We start from the raw sequence: 18876 nt of genomic DNA on the forward strand, positions 1-18876 counted from the left end.
CGCTTCGTCGTTTACATCAGAGGAAAAAAATCCATGAAAAGAATTTCGCTTTATGCGGTGCTGCTTGCAGCTGCCTCATTCACCGGCCGGGCCTTTGCGCAGGACGTGCAGGCTGGACCGCAATGGGGGCTTGGCATCGGCGCCAGTGTTGAACGCAAGGTGTACCGCGATATAGAGAACGAAAACAGGGCGTTGCCGGTGCTGTTTTACGAGGGCCAGTGGGTCAGCGTGGCGGGTGGCCGCATCGACCTGAAGATCCCGGCCGGCAGCTCGCTTTCCTTCCGCCTGCGTGCACGCTATTCCAATGATGGCTACGAAGCCGGCGATTCGCCGTGGCTGGCCGGCATGGCCGAACGCAAGGAAGGCATGTGGCTCGGCGGCGCCGCCGTGTGGCAGCGCGGCGCGTGGAATGTGTCGGCGGAAGGTACATCGGCAACCGGCGATGCGGAGGGCAGGCGCTTCCGCATGGAGGGCAGCCATAGCTTCAGCAGCGGCAAGCTGCGCTTCACGCCGCGCATCGCCGCGAACTGGTATGACGGCGATTATGTGAACTACTACTATGGCGTGCGCGCTTCGGAAGTGCGTGCGGGCCGCGCCCTGTACACGCCGGGTTCCGGCAGCAGCGTAGAACTGGGCCTGCGCGCGGCCTACGCGCTAGGCGCCCACCACGACGTTTTCCTTGACCTCAGCGCCACCCGCTACAGCAGCGCCATCAAAGACAGCCCGCTCGTGGATGGCGCGACCGGCAGCGCCGTCCGCCTCGGCTACCTCTATCGTTTCTGAGTCTGCGGCGGGGAAGCGGATGCTGACGCCGAAGCCGCGGCCATCCAGCCCGGCCCCGGTGGCGATGGCCGCGTTGTGGAGCCGTGCTATTGCGGCCACCATCGACAGGCCGATGCCGCTTCCCCGCCCCCGGTTGCCTGGGGCGCGGTGGAAGCGCTGGAAGATGGCCAGGTGTTCGCTTTCCGGAACGCCCGGGCCGTTGTCGGCGACCCGCAGTTCAACCACCGGGCCGGGAGTGCAGGAGATGCGCACTTCGCCGCCTTGTGGTGCAAAGCGCAGCGCATTGTCAGCCAGGTTGCGCAGCAGGATCGCGATTTCATCGATATCCCCGGCAATGCTGCAGGGCCGGCAATCCGTTACCAGCAGCCGCTGCTGGAGGTCCGCGTGCACCGCATATTCGCTGGCGACATGCGCCACCAGCCGGTCCAGCCGCACGATGCCGCTGCGGTCGCGCTTCGTGCCTGCGTCCACCCGTGCGAGGTCAAGCATCTGGTCCGCCAGGCGGCTGCTGCGCCGCGCCACTTCGAGCAGCTGGCGCAGGGCCGCGTCCTTGTCCTGCGAATTGGTGGCGTGCAGCGCCACCTCCGCCTGCACCTGCAGCGCGGACAGCGGCGTGCGCAGCTCATGGGCCGCATCGTCGATAAAGCGCCGTTCGGCATCGATGGCGCCATCCAGCTCTTTCAGCAAACGGTTAAAGCCCAGCACCAGCGGCTGCAGTTCCTGCGGCAGCTGCGAGGCGGGCAGGGGAGCGAGGTCGAAGCGCTGGCGCTGCGCCATGGCCGACTCCAGGCTGGCAATCGGCCGCAGGGAGAGAATCAGTGCGCGGTCGAGCAGCACGCCGAGCAGGAGCAGCACGGCGCTCAGCATCAGCAGTGCGAGCAGCGCTTCGCGCTGCATCTCCGCATCCAGCGCCGATTGCAGGTTTGCGACCTGAACCGAAATCTGTCCCGTGCGGTCGGACAGGGCGTAGATACGCCACTTCACGCCATTGATGCTATTGCTGTGGAAGCCGTCGGTGAACTGGGGAACGAAGGGCTGGTCGGGGGCGCCGGGCGTGCGTATCAGCATGGATTCGCGGCCATACCACACCTGGAAGGTGAAGTTGTCGGCCTGCGCGTCGATGCCATCCGGCAGTTGACGGCGCGGCCCGATCGTTTTGCTTTCGATCTTTTTGGCGGGGATGACAAGCAGTATCTTGGTACCAAAGGCCTGCAGCTTGGAATCCCACAGGCTGCGTTCACTGTTGGCGGTGTAGGTCACCAGCAGGCCGACACCACCTACCCAGCAGCTCAGCAAAGCCAGCGCGAGCACGGCGCGCAGGCGTCCGCGCAGCGACTTCATTCCGCCCAGCCGCCCATGATGTAGCCCTGGCCGTGCGAGGTGCGGATCAGGTCATCGCCCAGCTTGCGCCGCAGCTGGTGGATAAACACGGCAATGGTATTGCTCTCGATATCGCCGGCATTGCCATACACGAGGGCTTCGAGGTGGCTGCGGCTGACCACATGGCCGAGGCGTTCCATCAAAGCCAGCAAGGTGCGGTATTCGTAGGCGCTCAACGTGACGTTCTGGCCGGCCCGGCTCACGGTCTGGCGTGCGGCATCGAGTTCGATGTCGCGGCAGCGCAGCAGCGGCACGGTCTTGCCTTCGCTGCGCCGCACCACGGCGCGCAGCCGCGCCCACAGCTCGTCGAATTCAAAGGGTTTGACCAGATAGTCGTCGGCGCCCGCATCAAGGCCGGCAATGCGTTCCGTCATCTGGCCGCGCGCGGTGGCGATGACGACCGGGGTGGCGTTGTAGCTGGCGCGCATATGGCGCAGCATGGCAATGCCGGATTCGCCCGGCAGGCCCAGGTCCAGCAGCACCACCGAATAGACGGCGTCCACCAGTGCCAGCCGCGCCTGCTCGGCGCTGGAGGCGTGGGCGATGTCCCAGCCCTGTTGCCGGGCGCGGGCGCAGATCGCCTCCGCCAGCATTTCATCGTCTTCCACTAACAGCACATGCATTATTCGGGCTCTCCAGGATATCGGTAAGCGTACCGTACCGGAGGGACATTAACGTATTTTTAACGCCTGGGGTCAGCGCAGTGCGGCCGCCACCTCGTCGCCGTAGCGCAAGCCGTGCAGCTGGGAGGCCAGCTGGATGGTGCGCAGGGCGCAGCTTTCCGGGGCGGGCAGGGCGCCCGACTGCAGGCAGCGGCTGTAGTGGCGCCGGGCGAACGCCTCGGCATCCGTCAGCTGCCGCGCGCCGGCGTCGCTTGCGGGCATCAGGGCACGGGCGCCGAAGCTAGCCAGCGCCAGAACTGCAATCAGGGCAAGGCTGGGAACGAGTCGGGACATGGGAACTCCGGGGAGCGATGCATGAACGTCATGCTACCCGGTCAATGTGTCGCTTCCATGACGCAGATCAAGCGATGCAGCGTTGTCATTATGAAATTAAAGCCGATGAGAATCTTTCCTCCGGACCGGTGTTTACTGTAGGATAGCCCCTTTGCTTGTTGGGCTTGCCACAGGCAAACCGATCTTCCGCCATAGGACACAATAATGGAATTCTGGTTGCGCGCAAGCGCCCCTGCCAGCCCGGAGCGCAGCAGCGCCAGAGCCGGCAGCCTGTCAGTACTCGGGAAACTCTTGTGTGTTGCCGCCGTCCTGGCGATTTTTGGCTCCGAATACCTGCGCTGGTCGCGCCTGGCGCATGAAGCGCCGGCCCGGATGACGCTTGCCCCGGCCCAGCCCGGCAAGGTCAGTTTCACCCCCCGCTTGCACTCCCTGCTGCCCGCGCCGCCGAATGCGCCTTCGGCCCATGCCAGCGCGCTCACGCCGCTGCCCGACGGGCGCATTGCCGCATTCTGGTGGGCCGGCAGCCGCGAAGGCGGGCCGGACGTGAAGGTCTATGCCGCGCACTGGAAGGACGGCAAGTGGAGCACTCCCTGGGTGGTGGCCAGCCGCGAATCGCTGGGCGCCGGCCTGGGCTACGGCGTGCGCCGCATCGGCAACCCGGTGGCCTGGACCTCGGCCGATGGCCGCGTCGATCTCTTCGTCGTCACCACCGGCATGGGCGGCTGGGCTACCTCGCGCCTGGTGCAGCTGGCGTCGCAGGACCTGGGCAAGACCTTCAAGGTCAAGCGCCTGCTGCCGATGTCGCCGCTGTTCAACACCAGCGTGCTGGTGCGCAATTCCGCAGTCAGCCTGGCCGATGGCGGCTGGCTGCTGCCCATGTATTTTGAAATCGGCATCAAGTACCCGATGATGATGGCCTTCGACCAGCGTGGCGACCCGCGCTGGATGTCGCGCATCGGCGCCCGCATCACCACGCTGCAGCCGACCATCGTGCCGGTGTCGCCGTCGGAAGTGCATGCATGGATGCGCGATGCCAGCGACGAGCAGCGCATCCAGCACGCGCGCAGCACCGATGCCGGGGAAAACTGGGACGACCTGCCGGCGCTGGACCTGCCGAACCAGGGCACCTCGCTCAGCGCCCTGCGCCTGAGCAATGGCAGCGTGGTGCTGCTGCATAACCACGTGGTGCCCGGCGGTTCGGACCGCAGCACGCTGCGCCTTTCCATCTCCGAGGACGGCCGCAGCTGGAAGCGCGTGACCGATATCGAACAGGGCAAGGCGGGCGAAGAATTTTCCTATCCCGACCTGCACCAGGTCGGCAAGGAGCTGCACATCACTTATACTTCGCGCCGGCAGGCGATCGCACACCATGTGTATGACCTGGAATTTGGAGACGCAGCCCGATGACCCTTCCTGACCTGGCCCTGCAAATCATTTACGGCCGGCTGGCCTGGGCCGCTGTGCTGGCGGCGCTGCTGGTGAGCCTGCTGCCCCTGGGCCTGCGGCGCTCGCCGCGCCTGGTGTGGGGGCTGCTGGCCGGCCTGTGCGCGCTGACGCTGCTGCCGGGCTCCCTGTCGCCCGCCTACTGGCTGGCCCTGGCCTTCCATTGGCCCAGCGGCCTGCTGCTGGCCTGTTGCCTGCTGCGCCTGGTGCAGGCAGGGCAGCCGCAGAAAGTGATGCAGCCGCGCCTGGCAGCCGTGATCGCGGCGGCCGGCCTGCTGCTGTATGTGGACACCATGGGCCTGACCTCGCTGGGGCTTTATTATGTGGGCTTCGGTCCGCTGGGGGCGCCGCTCGCTGCGCTGATGCTTGCCGCGCTGTGCGTGCTGGCCATCGTGCGCGGCCAGCCGCGCGCGCAAGCCGGCGCCGTGCTGGCTGCCGTGGTGCTGTTTTCGGCTTTGCGCCTGCCGAGCGGGAACCTGTGGGACGCGCTGCTGGACCCCTTGCTGTGGGGCTGGGCCGTGGTCTCGCTGGCGGCGCTGGCCTGGCGCCGCTCGCGCCGTATCCTGGAAGCTGAACCTGCCGTAGCGGCCCCGCAGGGCGCTGTGGCAGCGAATATTGTTAATAAAGGAGCAGGTCAGTGGTAATCCGCAAATGGTTCTCTCATCCGGTCATTGTTACCGGCATCGCCATCAATCTCTTCATCCTCCTGCTGGCGGTGGCGTGGTCCGGCCCGAACGACGCGGCGCAGCTGCAGCGCCTGCTGGTGGAAGACGGCATCGTGGAATGGATGCAGTTCCTCTGCTTCGCCATGACCGCGGGCCTGCTGGCCTTCGCCGCCATCGAGCGCTGGCAGCGTTCGAAGTTCGATTTCGTGGTATTCGCGCTGCTGGGCATGAGCGCCGTGGTGGCGCTGGCGGCACTGGAAGAGATCAGCTGGTTCCAGCGCATCCTGCACGTGCAGACGCCGGAATTCTTCCAGCAGAATAACCGCCAGGCCGAAACCAACCTGCACAATATTGCCATCGGCAGCAAGGGCAGCATCCACAAGACCATCCTGCTCAAGCTGATCGTGCTGGTTGGCCTCACGCACAACCTGATCCTGCCGCTGGTGGCGCGCTGGCGTCCCGCCGTGCGCAACTGGGTGGAGAAGATGGGCGTCTACCTGCCGCCGCTGCCGGCAGCGGTGGTCTACCTGGTGCTGGTGATCCTGTCGCACCTGCTGATCTCCCACGAGCGCAAGGGGGAGCTGGGTGAAATGTTCGGCGCGGTGCACTACATGGCCACCATTTTTGCCGCCTACTTCGTGGGCCTGGGCTACGGCCAGCCTGCCCTATTCGAAAATGGCGCCGAAGCACGCCGTGTATCGAAGCTGTTCGCCGTGCTGATGGTATTCCTGCTGCTGTGCGCCTGGCTGCTGAGTGCCGGCGCCGGCGCAATGATGGGCGCACCAGGCGGAGCTGACTAAGATGCTGAAGCGCTTCGCGGCACGGGTGGCCGGACTCACCCGCTGGGCTGGACCCTACGCTACGCTGGTCCAGATGCTGTTTGCAGGCCTTGCCGTACTGTCGCTTTCGCGCATCTGCCTCATTGCATGGCAATGGCAGCGGGTGCAGGCCACCGGCCTGCTGGGCGAAATGCTGGTGCAGGGCGTGCGCGCCGACCTGATCCTGCTCGGCTATCTGCTGGTGCCGCCGCTGCTGCTGGCGCCTTTCCTGGCGCACCGCTTTGCCATGCGCCCCTGGAAACTGCTCACCGTCGCCTGGGCCGGGCTCGGCCTGCTGTTCATCATCTTCCTGGAATTGTCCACGCCGCAGTTCCTCATGCAGTTCGACCTGCGGCCGAACCGCCTGTTCATCGAATACCTGTCCTATCCCAAGGAGGTGGCCGCCACGCTGTGGAACGGCTTCCGCCTTGCGCTGATCCTGGGCGTGCTGGGCACCATCCTGCTCGGCGTAACGGTATTCCGCGTGCTGAACTCGGCCTCGGCCCACACCGTGATGTGGCCGTCGAAGGTGGTGCTTATCAGCTGGCCGGTGCTGGTGCTGCTGGTGGCGGTGCAGATCCGTTCCACCACCGACCACCGCCCGGCCAACCCGGCCACCTTCGCGCTGAGCGGCGATGCCATGGTCAATTCGCTCATCATCAATTCGCCCTGGTCGGTGCTCGACGCCATCAACTCGATGAGCAAGGAGGCCAATTCCTCCGAGATCTACGGCAAATTCCCGCGCGAGAAAGTGCTGAGCACCGTGCAGGCGGCGCCATGGCTGCGCGGCTACCAGTTCCCCAACGCCGAGCTGCCCACCCTGCACGCGCAGCAGGCGGCCGTGCAGCGCGAGCGGCCGCTGAACCTCGTCATCATCCTGGAAGAAAGCCTGGGCGCCACCTTCGTGGAATCGCTGGGCGGCCTGCCGGTAACGCCGGAGCTGGAGAAGCTGAAAGGCGAAGGCTGGTGGTTCGAGAACCTGTATGCCACCGGCACCCGTTCCGTGCGCGGCATCGAGGCCGTGGTGGCGGGCTATGCGCCAACGCCGGCGCGCAGCGTGGTCAAGCTCTCGCTGGCCCAGCACAACTTCTACACGCTGGCCCTGGGCCTGGGCAAGCAGGGCTACCACACGGAGTTCGTGTACGGCGGTGAAGCCCACTTCGACAATATGCGCGGCTTCTTTACCGGCAACGGCTTCCAGAACGTGGTGGACCGCAGCGACATGAAGCCGAAGTTCGAAGGCAGCTGGGGTGCATCCGATGAAGACCTGTTCGACAAGTCGCTGGAGCGCCTGAAGCTGCTGCACGCGCAGAAGAAGCCTTTCTTCAGCCTGATCTTCAGTTCTTCGAACCACGAGCCTTTCGAATTCCCGGACGGGAAAATCACGCTGCACGACCCGAACAAGCAGACCGTCAACAACGCGGTGAAGTACGCGGACTACGCGCTGGGCCGCTTTATCGCCGAAGCGAAGAAGCAGGACTACTGGAAGGACACGGTGTTCCTGATCGTGGCCGACCACGACAACCGCGTCTATGGCAACAGCCTGGTGCCGATCAAGAAGTTCCATATTCCGGGCCTGATACTGGGCGCCGATATTGAGCCGAAACGCGTGAGCACGCTGGCCAGCCAGATCGACCTGGGACCAACGCTGCTGTCGCTGATCGGTATTTCGAGCACCCATCCGATGATAGGCCGCGACCTGGCGAAGGACAGCACCACCCCGGGCCGCGCGCTGCTGCAGTTCGATAACTACTTCACCTGGCTGGAAGGCAGCACGGCCACCATCCTGCGGCCGAGCCAGCCGCCCATCATCGGCAACTACGATGCTGCAAAAGGCGAGCTGCAACTGACGGAGCGCCAGCCGAGCCAGGCGCAGGTGGACCAGGCCATGGCGCACGTGATCCTGCCATCGCTGCTATACCGCGAGCAGCGCTACCGGCTTTCAAAATAAATGCCTCCAGCAAGGAGCCCGGCAATGCCGGGCTCTTTTATTTTCGGGCCTGCTCCGGTGTTGTTGGCGTGCGTCACCACTGTTGCGACATGCCGCAGCGTTTTCAATACAATGGAATCGTTGATAATGCGAAAGGAAACCATGCAAACCTTTCAATTTCAGGCTGAACGCGTTTCCGATATTGCGCAGCTGGCACTGCCGCAAGATGTGCACTGGTTGCTCGTGTTTGGTAACAGGAAGTTGCTGCAGGAGCCCGCGCTGTTCCCCGCGCTGAGGCAAGCATGTCCGCAGGCCCTGATCACCGGCTGCAGTACGGCGGGCGAGATCTACGGCACCGAAGTGCTGGACGGCCAACTCGTGCTGACCGCCGTGCGCTTCAGCCAGACGCGGGTGCGCATGGTGATGGCGCAGAGCGATTCCGCGGCCGACAGCCGCACCGTGGGCAGCGCCTTGCTGGCGCAGCTGCACGATGCCCAGCTGCGGCACGTGCTGGTGCTGTCCGACGGCATCCAGGTCAATGGCAGTGAACTGGTGCAGGGGCTGCGCGAAGCGCTGCCGCGCGGTGTGAACGTTACCGGCGGCCTGGCGGGCGACGGCGCCGATTTCGGCAGCACCGTGGTTATCGCCAATGCGCCCGCGGCCGAAGGCGTGATCGCCGCCATCGGTTTCTACAGCGAACAGCTGCGCGTGGGCTTCGGCTCCATCGGAGGCTGGGATGCCTTCGGGCCGGAACGCGTGATTACCCGTTCGGCAGGCAATGTGCTGTTCGACCTCGACGGCGAATCGGCGCTCGGCCTGTACAAGACCTACCTCGGCCCGCAGGCCGAGAAGCTGCCATCGTCCGCGCTGCTGTTCCCGCTGGCCCTGCACCTGCCCGGCGCCGATACCTATGTGGTGCGCACGATTCTCGGCGTCAGCGAGGAAGACCAGAGCATGACGTTTGCAGGCGACCTGCCGCAGGGCGCCAGGGTGCAGCTGATGAAGGCTAATTTCAACCGCCTGGTGGACGGCGCCATTGCAGCGGCCGAAGACAATCTGCTGCAGCTGCATGGCAGGCCTCCCGAGCTGGCCATCCTGATCAGCTGCATCGGCCGCAAGCTGGTGCTGCAGCAACGCATTGAAGAAGAGACCGAGGGCGTAGCCGAAGTGCTGGGGGCCGGCGCGCGCCTGGCCGGTTTCTATTCCTACGGCGAAATTGCCCCGCACAGCGCGCTGGCGCGCTGCGAGCTGCACAACCAGACCATGACGGTGACTACGTTCAGCGAGGCCTAGCATGCATTCACTGCTCGCACGCCAGGTGCGTAAATTTTGCAAGGACAATCAGGTCGTCGATCTGGACGGTTTTGTGCGGGCCATCGACGATGCCTATGCGGCTTTCGAAAATGACCGGCTGCTGATCGAGAATTCGCTGGAAGTGATGTCGCGCGAACTGGGGCGGCGCAACAGCCAGCTTGCCGACCAGCTGGCCGGCAAGCAGCAGATCATGGACAAGATGGTGGCCAGCCATTCCGAGCTGCTGGAGCTGAACCGCCAGCTCGACCTCACCAAGAGCCAGCTGCTGCAGGCCGACAAGATGGCCTCCATCGGCCAGCTGGCGGCGGGCGTGGCGCATGAGATCAACAATCCGATCGGCTATATCTATTCCAATTTCAGTACGCTGCAAAGCTATGTGGAGGCCTTGTTCCGGATGCTGCACGCCTACAAGAACGCGGAGGAAAGCATCACTGATCCCGCCGTTGCGGGCTCCCTGGCCAAGCTGCGCCGCGAGACGGAGATTGAGTTCCTGCAGGAAGACATACCGCTGCTGATGACGCAGTCCAAGGACGGCCTGGAACGCGTGCGCACCATCGTGCAGAACCTGAAGGACTTCTCGCACGTGGACGCGCAGCAGACCTGGCATTGGTTCAACATGCACACGGGCCTGGATTCCACGCTGAACATCGTGTCCAACGAAATAAAATACTGCGCCGATGTAGTGCGAGAGTATGGGGATGTGCCGGATATCCAGTGCCTGTCTTCGCAGATCAACCAGGTAGCCATGAACCTCATTATCAATGCGGCGCACGCAATAGGCCAGGGACGTGGCACAATCACCATCCGCACCGGCACCGAAGGTGACCGGGCCTGGTTCTCCGTGACCGACACCGGCTGCGGCATTGCGCCGGAAAACCTGGCGCGCATCTTTGATCCCTTCTTCACCACCAAGCCGGTGGGGAAGGGCACCGGCCTGGGACTATCCGTCTCCTACGGCATCGTGCAGAATCATGGCGGCGTTATCGAGGTAGACAGTGAAGTCGGCCGCGGCACCACCTTCCGCGTGCTGCTGCCGATTCACCAGGAAGAACAGCAAGAGACATAGGAGCATTGGAAGGTGGATGAACTGATCGCCGTGCTGAGGGGACGCTTCGAAAAGCATATGAACCGCCACCCGGACCTGGACTGGAGCGTGGTGCAGGCCAGGCTGGAGGCCCGCAAGGACAAGCTCAAGGTACTGCAGGAAATGGAGAATACGGGCGGCGAGCCCGATGTCATCGGCCACGACCAGGCCAATGGTGAGCTGACCTTCTGCGACTGTTCGGCCGAGACTCCCGCCGGGCGGCGCAGCCTCTGCTTCGACGGTGAAGCGCTGGCGGCGCGCAAGGAGAACAAGCCGGGCGGCAGCGCGGTGGCCATGGCGGTCGCCATCGGCATCACCATGCTGTCCGAAGAACAGTACCGCGCGCTGCAGGCGCTCGGTGAATTCGACCGCAAAACATCGAGCTGGGTGCAGACGCCCGCCAGCGTGCGAAAGCTGGGCGGCGCGCTGTTCTGCGACCGCCGCTACGGCCAGGTTTTCGTCTACCACAACGGCGCCGAGTCCTATTACGCGGCGCGCGGTTTCCGCGGCTTTGTCATGGTCTGATGATGTTCAATCCGAATCCGCTTATCCAGCGCGTGCCGATTGGCGGCGGCGCCGAATGCCTCGTCATCGACAACTTCCTGAGCGATCCGCAGCAGATGGTCGCCGAAGCAGTGGCCGGGCGTGCCGCGTTCAGTGCGAACCCCGCCTACGCTTATCCCGGCATCGAGAAAAAAATGACGCCGGAATTCGACCAGTGCTTCGAAGAGTATTTTGCCCGGCACCTGAAGCAGCCCTTCGATGCGCGCAGTACTGCGGGCGTGAACACGCGCATGTCCATCGTGACGCTGCGCCCCGAAGAACTCAACCCGCAGCAGCGCATCTGCCATCGCGACGCGCACAATTGCCCGGAAGGCGAGGGCGCCTGCGCGGCGGTGCTGTACCTGTTCGGCGACGCGCGCCTGGGCGGAACCAGTTTCTACCGGCCGCTCGTATCGCCCGACGAAATCGACTTCCTGCTGCACCAGGTGAAGCTGCTGGACGGCGCCGCCTTCACGAAGGTGCTCGGCGTGCCGCCCGAATACTTCAACAGCGCCAACCGCTACTTCGAGCGTACCGCCACCATCCCCGCCGCCTGGAACCGCGCCATCTTCTACGACGCCACCATCTTCCACAGCGGCCAGATCGACGCGCCCGAACTGCTCAACCCCGACCCGGCCAAGGGCAGGCTGACCGTGAATGCCTTCCTGCGCTATCGCAAGTATGCCGCTGAGAATAATTGAACCTCATCGGACAATCGATTTCGGTCATGCAAGCCTTGGATGCGCCAGAATCCGCCGGAGACTTTGATTAAGGCGTTCGAACGCATTGGGCTCACGCAGGTCGATCCAGCTTATCCCCGCTAATGCAGCAGGAATGTCGGCATCATCCAGCCGGACCGGTATGACCGGACTAAACGATGTGTCTGCGGGTTTCACGCTCTGCAAGGCATAGCTCAGTTCCTTGTCGATCAGCGCATTGTCCAGATTAAGCTGCTGCGATACAAGGAGCAGCGCTACGGCACTTTGGCTCAGCCCGTTCTGTATGCTCTCGTGAATTTTCTGGCCGGGAGCAATCTCGTCTTCGTCGAACCAGGGATTGTAGCCTTCCGCTTTGAGTTTTTGAACGAGGTTGCTGGCGGCAGCCCGGTCGGCATGGCTGTACATAATGTAGACCCGGCCTTGCCGAAGTTGCTGCGAGCGGCGTGATACGTAAATTGATAGCCCTGCACCAACAAGCGCAGTTGCAATAGCGAAGTAGCTAAAGAGAGTATGCGCCCCCAAAAAACCGGAGATCCTGGTCGACATCGCCATTGCCACAAAGGATGTGATGAGGAAGAGGAGGCTAATGATTCGGATTCTGGATTCCTGGCTCATTTAAACACCCTTCACAAACAGTACGAAGACCGCAAACAAGATTATGCCCACGGCATTGCTGACAACACCAAGCCAAATCAGGCCCTTTGCACTAGCTGCATGCTGTTCCCAGTCCTGGTGAATAGACAGCACCCAGAGCAGGCCACCAAACGCGATAACGAGGAATGTCGCCGTTGTCCCGATTTTAATACCGAGTGTGGCGGTGTCGAGGGCATGATTCATATTCATTCTCTGCAGGTCGTAGAGGTAAACCAGGCCCGCGCCTATATCCGCCAAGGCAAGTTCGAGCCCCAGGAAGAAATCGGACCTCCTCCAGTCGTCGCGGCGTGCAAGCTTCTTTGCAACTGCGCCGCACAGCAGCAAGAGTAGCGGAATGCCGAGCGCTACGAGATAGGGATTGTTGAGCATGGGGTGGTCGAGCGGATGGCGACAGCGCAGTGTAGAAAACCGGTCCGTTGATGGCAATGCAAACGAGGACAGAAGCTGAAGCGGCTCAAATCCTGCGCAGTGGGAGGCCGCTGCACGATCGTTCAATACGCAGGTATCGGACCGGTCCAAAATTTTTCAGCCGAAACAAGTATCATGTCCCATTAACCTGCTCGCGCCGGCCAGCGGAAACGGGCGAACCGAATAAGCTAAAACATGAAACCAACATCAGCCGGGATATACCTGAAACTCGTCGCCGTCACCATGTTCTGGGGCGGAACCTTCATCGCCGGGCGCCTGATAGCCAACCTCATGCCGCACATGATGGCGGCGGGCGGCCGCTTTCTGGTGGCCTGCGCCTTGCTGGTGCCGCTGGCGTGGAAGCTGGAGGGCGGGCTGCCCCGGCTCACCCTGAAGCAGGCGATGGCGACCTTCGCGCTGGGCGCGACCGGCATCTTCCTGTACAACATCTGCTTTTTCAAGGCGCTGTCGCTGATGCCCGCCAGCCGCACGGCCTTGCTGATCGCGCTCAACCCTATTGTCACCGCGCTGGCCCAGGCGCTGTTCTTCCGCGAGCGCCTGGCGCCGCGCAAGTGGCTCGGTATTCTCATTGCGTTCGCCGGCGCCGCCGTCATCATCAGCCGCGGCGACCTGCAAGGTGCGCTGCACGATATCTCTCAGTCGCTCGGCACAGGGGAACTCATCATGTTCTGCGCGGTATGTGCCTGGGCGGCTTACACCATCATCGGGCGGCATGCGCTGAAAGGGCTGACGCCGATCGCCGCGACCACCTATGCAACGCTGTGGGGCCTGCTGCTGCTCCTGATCGGCGCCAGCACGGAAATTGCGGACATGGACTGGAGTGTGCTCAACTGGCAGGTATGGGCATCCATCGTCTATCTCGGCGCCTTCGGCACGGCGGTGGGTTTCGTCTGGTATTACGAAGGCGTGCAGACGCTGGGCGCGGCGCGTACGGCCGTATTCAACAACCTGGTGCCCGTATTCGGCGTGACTTTCGGAGCGCTCATGCTGGGAGAACCCATCCTGCCATCGATGATTACCGGCGGCCTGCTGGTGATTGCAGGCGTTACGCTAACCAACCGCTAGCGCATGCATGCTGCGCATCTTCAGCCAGCGCGCGGGCGATAAGCCGAAGGTCTTGATAAAGTGGCGCGTCATATGGCTCTGGTCGGCGAATCCGGCGAGCAGGGCGGCGTTGACCAGGGACTCGCCTTGCGCAAGCAGGGTCCTGACCAGGTCCAGCCTGCGCATGACCAGGTAGCGGTAGGGACTGGTGCCGAACAGCAGGCGGAAATCGCGCGACAGGCTCCAGCGGTCCCGGCCGCTCTGTGCGGCCAGCTCCTCCAGCGTCACCGTGCGGTGCAGGGCGCCGTGGATATATTCGCGCGCCCGTTCCGCCGCCCGGTAGTCGAAGTTCTGCCGGCGCCGGGCAGCCCCGGCAGCGGCATCCAGCGCATGGGCCAGGTCGAACAGGGCGTCGTCCTGCTCCAGCGCATCGATCGCCAGGTCCATGCTTTGCAACAGCGCTTCGGAGGCCGCGTACAGCCGCGGGTCGCGCGATATGCCGTCCTTGATGAAGGGCAGGGGCTTGCCGCCAAGGATATTCTGGATCAGCGCAGGTTCGATATAGACCATCCGGTAACGAAAGCCGTCCTCCGTTCCCGCCTGCCCGTCATGCGCCTCATCCGGATGCAGCACCATGGTGCCGCCCGGCAGGCTGTGGCGCTCGCCGCCGCGATAGACGAAACTCTGGACCCCGGACAGCGTGCGGCCGACCGCATAGGTATCGTGGCGGTGCAAGCCATAGGCGGCGCCGGCGAAGAAGGCCTCTATGCGCTCCACGCCGTCCGAGCCCGGTGCGCGCTGAATCCAGTCGGTCGTGGTTTTGTTCATCGTGTGGAAATTCTACTGCAGAAGCGCACGCACAATCGTACAAGATTGCCGGGCGCAATTTGCTTAGCCTTGTGCCACATTCATTCCTGAGGAAAGGCTACACATGGCTGCGACCATACACCGGAGTATTAACTTTTCTGCAAAATTCGACCTGGTCGCCGAACAATGGTCTCCCAAGGTGATCGCCGAGCTGAACGACTACCAGTTCAAGCTCTCCAAGGTAGAAGGCGATTTCATCTGGCACACCCATGCGGATACCGATGAGGCGTTCATCGTCATGGAAGGGGAGTTGCGCATCGATTTCCGCGATGGCCATGTCATTCTCCGGCAGGGCGAAATGTTCGTGGTGCCGAAGGGCGTGGAACACAAGCCCTTCGCGCAAGCCGAGACCAGGCTGCTGCTGATCGAGCCGCGTGGCGTGGTGAATACCGGCAGCGAAGGAGGCGAGCGTACCCGGGTTGCCGATGCCTGGATCTGAACCAGTATTACACCTTGGCGACAGTAATGTATCAATACATGTGTTCAAAGTGCAGCTCGCGATTTTTCTTGCTGGATTATCGTATACGCTTGTTGTTTTTCGGCAATTTATACATTTGGATAGATTTGGCCGGATCCTGACGCGCTAAGCTTCCCGCATGAGTTTAATTCCTATCAAAAGAATTTTATGCACCGCGTTCTGCGCGTCGTTTGCTCTGCTGCCTGTATGTAGCTGGGCGAGGGGCGTATTGGAGCCGGAAGTGATTGCAATTCAGCGGATGACGCTTGGAGTGATCGCTGCGGGGGCAGAGTTCGATAGGGATAGCATTGAGAAGCTCTTTGGCGCTCGGTTTCAACCGATCATTAAAAAGTCCGGCCAGCCAGCGCTCGATTTCGAAATGCAGATCCCAGGCACTCTTTTCATGGCGTATTGGTCCAGCGGAGAGCAAAGCCGGTATCTTAGTATTCATCGACTTTCGGGGGATCGGAGCACGGCGTCATGCTTGCAGCGCCCCCTGATCAATGGCGCCTTCACGGGGTGGACTGCAAGGAGCACCATGGAGCTGCGTGGACTTCGCTACGAACGGCATGTTCGTCCTCGGGTCGCCATCTCCCTTGCAACCGATGCGGATGGCTGTGTAGTTGAATTCACCAGCTATTCCCGCAATGACGACCAACCACTTTGAGGGCTCGCATGCCGTTGTCGACACTCTTGACCTCGTATATTGATAAATTCGCCTTGTTGCTCCCGAACGGCACTGCTTCGAATGCTTACACGAGCTTACTGGACGCATTGAATAACTCTGAATGGTTGCAGGAGGAGACAGAACTTGCGGCGCTCAATCGCTTCACCAAAATTGTGCCAATGGATGGTTCAAGTGGAGCGGCCGCAGCGTATTTTCCCGGAGATACCCAGAAGCTGCCTGAGATCCGGCTCGCTGTAGATGCATCTGGCAATCTCTTGAATAACCAGACGATTGGCACCTTTGTGATCCTGTTGGGCCATGAGGTGAAACATGCCAATCACCGCGAAACGGTAGCCGAAGCAAGACAGTCGTTCACCAATGGAGTCACCGAGCTGGCGCAAAAGACTGGTATGCAGGAGTACACCCAGCTGCTGCTTACCAGTCAATCCGTCAGCGCCTACGATGAAGCCGTCGCGCACATCACCGGTTGGAACGACCTGGTCTCATACATGCGGGGGACCAATCCCCAGTTTGCATTCCGTGATCTGCTAGATCAAGCTGGCGGGTACCGCTCATATTTTGTTGACAGCAACGGCGCTCCTGTCACCGGCCTCACTATCAATGCTGGTTACACCATCTCGTTGAACGCCGAGAATATCGCAGCGGTTGGTGCGACCTTTTTCTTTAACCCCAGTACGCGATTCCAATTTGGGCTGACCTATCCGGAGTATTACTCGAAGTCCGATCTTAAATTCATTCTCAGTCAAGCCCCTGAGGGGAAGGTCGCATTAGACTTTGATACGCTGCATCTGGATCCGGCTAAGCTGCAGAGTTTTAACAGTATGGGTTTGACGTCCGGTGTTGTGCGAACCATTTACGATCCGATTTCACTGACGACCTATGATTTCAAGGGTACGGATACCGGGGTCACGCGTAGTCAGTCGAAACCCATACCGTACCCAGAAGGTGAGAAAACTGAGATTCACAACTACTCTGAAGACGGAAGTTTTGACTCGCTAGAGTACCGTTGGACCGATGCTGACGGCGGGAGCGGCAGCAGTAAAACTGACAAGGACGGCAACTATAGCGCTGGCTGGAAGGATGCAGACGGTACGCAATTCTGGACGAACACGCACACGAATGGCGCTTACGACAGTGGATTCTACGATCACGGCACGCTACACGTGGATTCTCATCAGGCCGACGGATCCTTTTCGATTTATACGAATTTTGCAGATGGTACTTTTGTCCGTGAGTATCGCAATCCAGATGGGTCTTATGGTAGCAGTGCATTGAACGCTGACGGTTCGGGCTTCAACTATAGCTTCAATGCCGATGGCACCTACGATAAGTGGAGCGAAGATGCATCAGGCCATCGGATCGAGGACCAGGTGGGCGGCGGGGGCTACACGCGGCACGCAGACCGTTACCAGGATGGCAGCAGTCATGAAGAGGAGCATAGTGCTGACGGGACGGTAACAATAAGCGATAACGATGGTCATGGTACGGTCCTCACCGATGTTAGTAATGGCGCTTATCACCTAAGCACAACAAGTAGCACGAACGGTTACTTCCATAGTTACCTTCAGCCGGGCGATGGTACTTTTACGGAGATCGAAAGCGACAGCGCCGGAAACTATAAGAAAATCTGGAGCGACCCGGACGGTTCGGTGACATCGGCGTGGCAGCACGCGAATGGCGACCACGGCACAACTTGGGATGGCGCCAATGGCGGGACGTATTACGAAACCAATTACGCGCCCGATGTTGACGGTGTGCGCTTGACGGAAACAACTCAGCACAATGTGTGGTATGGCTATGATAGCCATGACCTGACGTATTCCGACGGCCGATCGATTTATGATCAAACCAGCTTCGACGGCCTGTCAACCTACCATATCGCAAGGGCCCTGGACGGCACATACCACACTGAATACCATGAACCGAATCGCGATCTCGTTACGACCGAATCACCGAACGGGACCGGACAGTGGGTTGACATCATGCGCTATGCGCCAGGTCAGTTTATGACGGAGAGCTGGTCGAGCGGCTATGTCGATGTCGACTATGTCTTCGATATCCATGCCATTTTCAGCTATGAAGAAACGAACCAGGACATCACGTTTGAGGGCATCGCCATGCCGGGAGGGGCGTGGCATTCGGAATCCTTGTTTAATGACGGAGACTCGACACATGGGCAAGCACACCGTGAGGCTTGGGGTCACTATGGAGACCATGGCGAGGTGATTCTCGACAATTGGGTTTGGCACTACAACGCGCTCACCGTCGGCACGCCCTTTAGCGACACCGTCGATTTTTCCCTGTTGTACTTTTTCCACCCATGGAGCTAGCAAAGCACTGCTCGGAAAGCGTTGCTCAGCAAAACTCCAAGCTGATGGTGCTCATTGGTGAGGTGAGCCGCTAGCGTTACAGTTGTCGGGCGATAACGCTGGCCACCTTGGCCGTGATCACGTCGACCGCAGGCCCATTGGCCCCATGCGGCAGGATCACGTCGGCGTGGCGCTTGGTCGGCTCGATGAACTGCTTGTGCATGGGGCGCACGGTTTCCAGGTACTGGTTTGTCACGCTGTCCACGGTGCGGCCGCGTTCCGCGATATCCCGCTGCAGGCGGCGGATGAAGCGCACGTCCGGCGCCGTGTCCACGAAGATCTTCAGCGACATCATCTTGCGCAAATCCTCGTCGTACAGAGCAAACAGGCCTTCGATCAGGATCACCGGCGCGGGTTTGACGGGGATGGTCCGGGTGGAGCGGTTGTCGATCGTGAAGTCGTATTCTGGCATCTGGATCGTCTCGCCGCTGCGCAAGGCCCGCACATGCTGCACCAGCAGCGGCCAGTCGAAAGCGTTGGGATGATCGTAATTGGTCTTGCGCCGTACTTCGGGACTGAGGTGGGACTGGTCGAGATAGTAGTCGTCCTGCATGACGACCGACACCATCTCGGTGCCGAACGAGGCGAGCACCTGCTGCGTTACAGTGGATTTGCCGCTGCCGCTCCCGCCCGCTACGCCAATGACAAACGGAAGTGAGGAATTTTGTTTCATACCGGGATGATACCGGAGCGGCGGCATGTCCGGTAGGGCCATGGTTGTGCGTATGTGTCG

General features: G+C 61.6%; 19 protein-coding genes and 1 pseudogene. 13 read left to right on the top strand and 7 right to left on the bottom strand.

The genetic code is table 11. The features are described 5' to 3' along the window. Positions 1-33: 33 nt before the first annotated feature. Positions 34-720 (top strand): annotated as a pseudogene (locus ACJRPG_RS07375) (MipA/OmpV family protein); the annotation flags it as partial. On the opposite strand, the gene ACJRPG_RS07380 reads toward ACJRPG_RS07375, so the two are convergent. The 3 genes from ACJRPG_RS07380 to ACJRPG_RS07390 all read right to left on the bottom strand — a co-directional run bounded on the left by ACJRPG_RS07380 (position 655) and on the right by ACJRPG_RS07390 (position 3119). Then, entirely contained in the window at positions 655-2124 is a 1470-nt protein-coding gene (locus ACJRPG_RS07380; RefSeq protein WP_407999417.1) for an ATP-binding protein, read from the bottom strand. The pseudogene ACJRPG_RS07375 and the gene ACJRPG_RS07380 overlap by 66 nt on opposite strands. Beyond that, positions 2121-2786, bottom strand: a complete 666-nt coding sequence (locus tag ACJRPG_RS07385) for a response regulator transcription factor (protein ID WP_407999418.1) — start codon at positions 2784-2786, stop codon at positions 2121-2123. Before ACJRPG_RS07385 ends, ACJRPG_RS07380 begins: the two co-directional genes overlap by 4 nt. A 72-nt stretch (positions 2787-2858) precedes the next feature. Then, positions 2859-3119, bottom strand: a complete 261-nt coding sequence (locus ACJRPG_RS07390) for a hypothetical protein (protein WP_407999419.1) — start codon at positions 3117-3119, stop codon at positions 2859-2861. A 204-nt stretch (positions 3120-3323) separates the two neighbouring features. Here ACJRPG_RS07390 and ACJRPG_RS07395 point away from each other — a divergent pair, with 204 nt between their 5' ends. The 8 genes from ACJRPG_RS07395 to ACJRPG_RS07430 all read left to right on the top strand — a co-directional run bounded on the left by ACJRPG_RS07395 (position 3324) and on the right by ACJRPG_RS07430 (position 11617). Continuing rightward, on the top strand, positions 3324-4526 hold the full coding sequence (locus tag ACJRPG_RS07395; RefSeq protein ID WP_407999420.1) for a sialidase family protein: 1203 nt from the start codon (positions 3324-3326) through the stop codon (positions 4524-4526). Then, positions 4523-5206, top strand: a complete 684-nt coding sequence (locus tag ACJRPG_RS07400; RefSeq protein ID WP_407999421.1) for a hypothetical protein — start codon at positions 4523-4525, stop codon at positions 5204-5206. The genes ACJRPG_RS07395 and ACJRPG_RS07400 overlap by 4 nt, the downstream gene beginning before the upstream one ends. Further along, on the top strand, positions 5200-6027 hold the full coding sequence (locus ACJRPG_RS07405) for a hypothetical protein (RefSeq protein WP_407999422.1): 828 nt from the start codon (positions 5200-5202) through the stop codon (positions 6025-6027). Before ACJRPG_RS07400 ends, ACJRPG_RS07405 begins: the two co-directional genes overlap by 7 nt. A gap of 1 nt (position 6028) precedes the next feature. Beyond that, entirely contained in the window at positions 6029-7996 is a 1968-nt protein-coding gene (locus ACJRPG_RS07410) for an LTA synthase family protein (RefSeq protein WP_407999423.1), read from the top strand. Positions 7997-8137: 141 nt separating this feature from the next. Beyond that, positions 8138-9268, top strand: a complete 1131-nt coding sequence (locus ACJRPG_RS07415; protein ID WP_407999424.1) for an FIST signal transduction protein — start codon at positions 8138-8140, stop codon at positions 9266-9268. Position 9269: 1 nt separating this feature from the next. Continuing rightward, on the top strand, positions 9270-10355 hold the full coding sequence (locus tag ACJRPG_RS07420; protein WP_407999425.1) for an ATP-binding protein: 1086 nt from the start codon (positions 9270-9272) through the stop codon (positions 10353-10355). 12 nt (positions 10356-10367) lie between these two features. After that, positions 10368-10898 carry a DUF4256 domain-containing protein gene (locus ACJRPG_RS07425; protein WP_407999426.1) on the top strand — a complete coding sequence of 177 codons (531 nt, stop codon included), beginning with the start codon at positions 10368-10370 and terminating at the stop codon, positions 10896-10898. Then, entirely contained in the window at positions 10898-11617 is a 720-nt protein-coding gene (locus tag ACJRPG_RS07430) for a DUF6445 family protein (RefSeq protein WP_407999427.1), read from the top strand. Before ACJRPG_RS07425 ends, ACJRPG_RS07430 begins: the two co-directional genes overlap by 1 nt. Positions 11618-11641: 24 nt before the next feature. Here the strand turns inward: ACJRPG_RS07430 and ACJRPG_RS07435 are convergent, their stop codons facing one another. Both ACJRPG_RS07435 and ACJRPG_RS07440 read right to left on the bottom strand, forming a co-directional pair. After that, positions 11642-12250, bottom strand: coding sequence for a toll/interleukin-1 receptor domain-containing protein (locus ACJRPG_RS07435; protein WP_407999428.1), 609 nt, complete (start codon positions 12248-12250; stop codon positions 11642-11644). Next, a complete protein-coding gene (locus ACJRPG_RS07440; protein WP_407999429.1) occupies positions 12251-12784 on the bottom strand; it encodes a hypothetical protein in 534 nt (177 codons plus the stop codon). Between the two features lie 108 nt (positions 12785-12892). Between ACJRPG_RS07440 and ACJRPG_RS07445 the strand changes: the two genes are divergently transcribed. Continuing rightward, positions 12893-13783, top strand: a complete 891-nt coding sequence (locus ACJRPG_RS07445; RefSeq protein WP_407999430.1) for a DMT family transporter — start codon at positions 12893-12895, stop codon at positions 13781-13783. On the opposite strand, the gene ACJRPG_RS07450 is transcribed toward ACJRPG_RS07445, so the two are convergent. Then, a complete protein-coding gene (locus ACJRPG_RS07450; RefSeq protein WP_407999431.1) occupies positions 13769-14590 on the bottom strand; it encodes an AraC family transcriptional regulator in 822 nt (273 codons plus the stop codon). The two genes, ACJRPG_RS07445 and ACJRPG_RS07450, sit on opposite strands and share 15 nt — an antisense overlap. Before the next feature lie 103 nt (positions 14591-14693). Here ACJRPG_RS07450 and ACJRPG_RS07455 point away from each other — a divergent pair, with 103 nt between their 5' ends. From ACJRPG_RS07455 to ACJRPG_RS07465, 3 genes are all read left to right on the top strand, one after another. Beyond that, entirely contained in the window at positions 14694-15068 is a 375-nt protein-coding gene (locus ACJRPG_RS07455; protein WP_407999432.1) for a cupin domain-containing protein, read from the top strand. Between the two features lie 157 nt (positions 15069-15225). Then, entirely contained in the window at positions 15226-15753 is a 528-nt protein-coding gene (locus ACJRPG_RS07460; protein WP_407999433.1) for a hypothetical protein, read from the top strand. A gap of 8 nt (positions 15754-15761) precedes the next feature. Beyond that, positions 15762-18104, top strand: a complete 2343-nt coding sequence (locus tag ACJRPG_RS07465; RefSeq protein ID WP_407999434.1) for a hypothetical protein — start codon at positions 15762-15764, stop codon at positions 18102-18104. Positions 18105-18180: 76 nt separating this feature from the next. Here the strand turns inward: ACJRPG_RS07465 and udk are convergent, their stop codons facing one another. Beyond that, positions 18181-18816, bottom strand: a complete 636-nt coding sequence (udk, locus tag ACJRPG_RS07470; RefSeq protein ID WP_407999435.1) for a uridine kinase — start codon at positions 18814-18816, stop codon at positions 18181-18183. Positions 18817-18876: the final 60 nt, after the last annotated feature.

This window comes from Pseudoduganella rhizocola (assembly GCF_045984285.3).
In the GTDB taxonomy this organism is placed as follows: Bacteria; Pseudomonadota; Gammaproteobacteria; order Burkholderiales; family Burkholderiaceae_D; genus Rugamonas.

What these genes read in the sequence shown, in the direction of transcription:
- ACJRPG_RS07380 (WP_407999417.1), bottom strand. Translation starts at nt 2,124, where the DNA reads ATGAAGTCGCTGCGCGGACGCCTGCGCGCCGTGCTCGCGCTGGCTTTG.
- ACJRPG_RS07385 (WP_407999418.1), bottom strand. Translation starts at nt 2,786, where the DNA reads ATGCATGTGCTGTTAGTGGAAGACGATGAAATGCTGGCGGAGGCGATC.
- ACJRPG_RS07390 (WP_407999419.1), bottom strand. Translation starts at nt 3,119, where the DNA reads ATGTCCCGACTCGTTCCCAGCCTTGCCCTGATTGCAGTTCTGGCGCTG.
- ACJRPG_RS07395 (WP_407999420.1), top strand. Translation starts at nt 3,324, where the DNA reads ATGGAATTCTGGTTGCGCGCAAGCGCCCCTGCCAGCCCGGAGCGCAGC.
- ACJRPG_RS07400 (WP_407999421.1), top strand. Translation starts at nt 4,523, where the DNA reads ATGACCCTTCCTGACCTGGCCCTGCAAATCATTTACGGCCGGCTGGCC.
- ACJRPG_RS07410 (WP_407999423.1), top strand. Translation starts at nt 6,029, where the DNA reads ATGCTGAAGCGCTTCGCGGCACGGGTGGCCGGACTCACCCGCTGGGCT.
- ACJRPG_RS07415 (WP_407999424.1), top strand. Translation starts at nt 8,138, where the DNA reads ATGCAAACCTTTCAATTTCAGGCTGAACGCGTTTCCGATATTGCGCAG.
- ACJRPG_RS07420 (WP_407999425.1), top strand. Translation starts at nt 9,270, where the DNA reads ATGCATTCACTGCTCGCACGCCAGGTGCGTAAATTTTGCAAGGACAAT.
- ACJRPG_RS07430 (WP_407999427.1), top strand. Translation starts at nt 10,898, where the DNA reads ATGATGTTCAATCCGAATCCGCTTATCCAGCGCGTGCCGATTGGCGGC.
- ACJRPG_RS07435 (WP_407999428.1), bottom strand. Translation starts at nt 12,250, where the DNA reads ATGAGCCAGGAATCCAGAATCCGAATCATTAGCCTCCTCTTCCTCATC.
- ACJRPG_RS07445 (WP_407999430.1), top strand. Translation starts at nt 12,893, where the DNA reads ATGAAACCAACATCAGCCGGGATATACCTGAAACTCGTCGCCGTCACC.
- ACJRPG_RS07450 (WP_407999431.1), bottom strand. Translation starts at nt 14,590, where the DNA reads ATGAACAAAACCACGACCGACTGGATTCAGCGCGCACCGGGCTCGGAC.
- ACJRPG_RS07455 (WP_407999432.1), top strand. Translation starts at nt 14,694, where the DNA reads ATGGCTGCGACCATACACCGGAGTATTAACTTTTCTGCAAAATTCGAC.
- ACJRPG_RS07460 (WP_407999433.1), top strand. Translation starts at nt 15,226, where the DNA reads ATGAGTTTAATTCCTATCAAAAGAATTTTATGCACCGCGTTCTGCGCG.
- ACJRPG_RS07465 (WP_407999434.1), top strand. Translation starts at nt 15,762, where the DNA reads ATGCCGTTGTCGACACTCTTGACCTCGTATATTGATAAATTCGCCTTG.
- udk (WP_407999435.1), bottom strand. Translation starts at nt 18,816, where the DNA reads ATGAAACAAAATTCCTCACTTCCGTTTGTCATTGGCGTAGCGGGCGGG.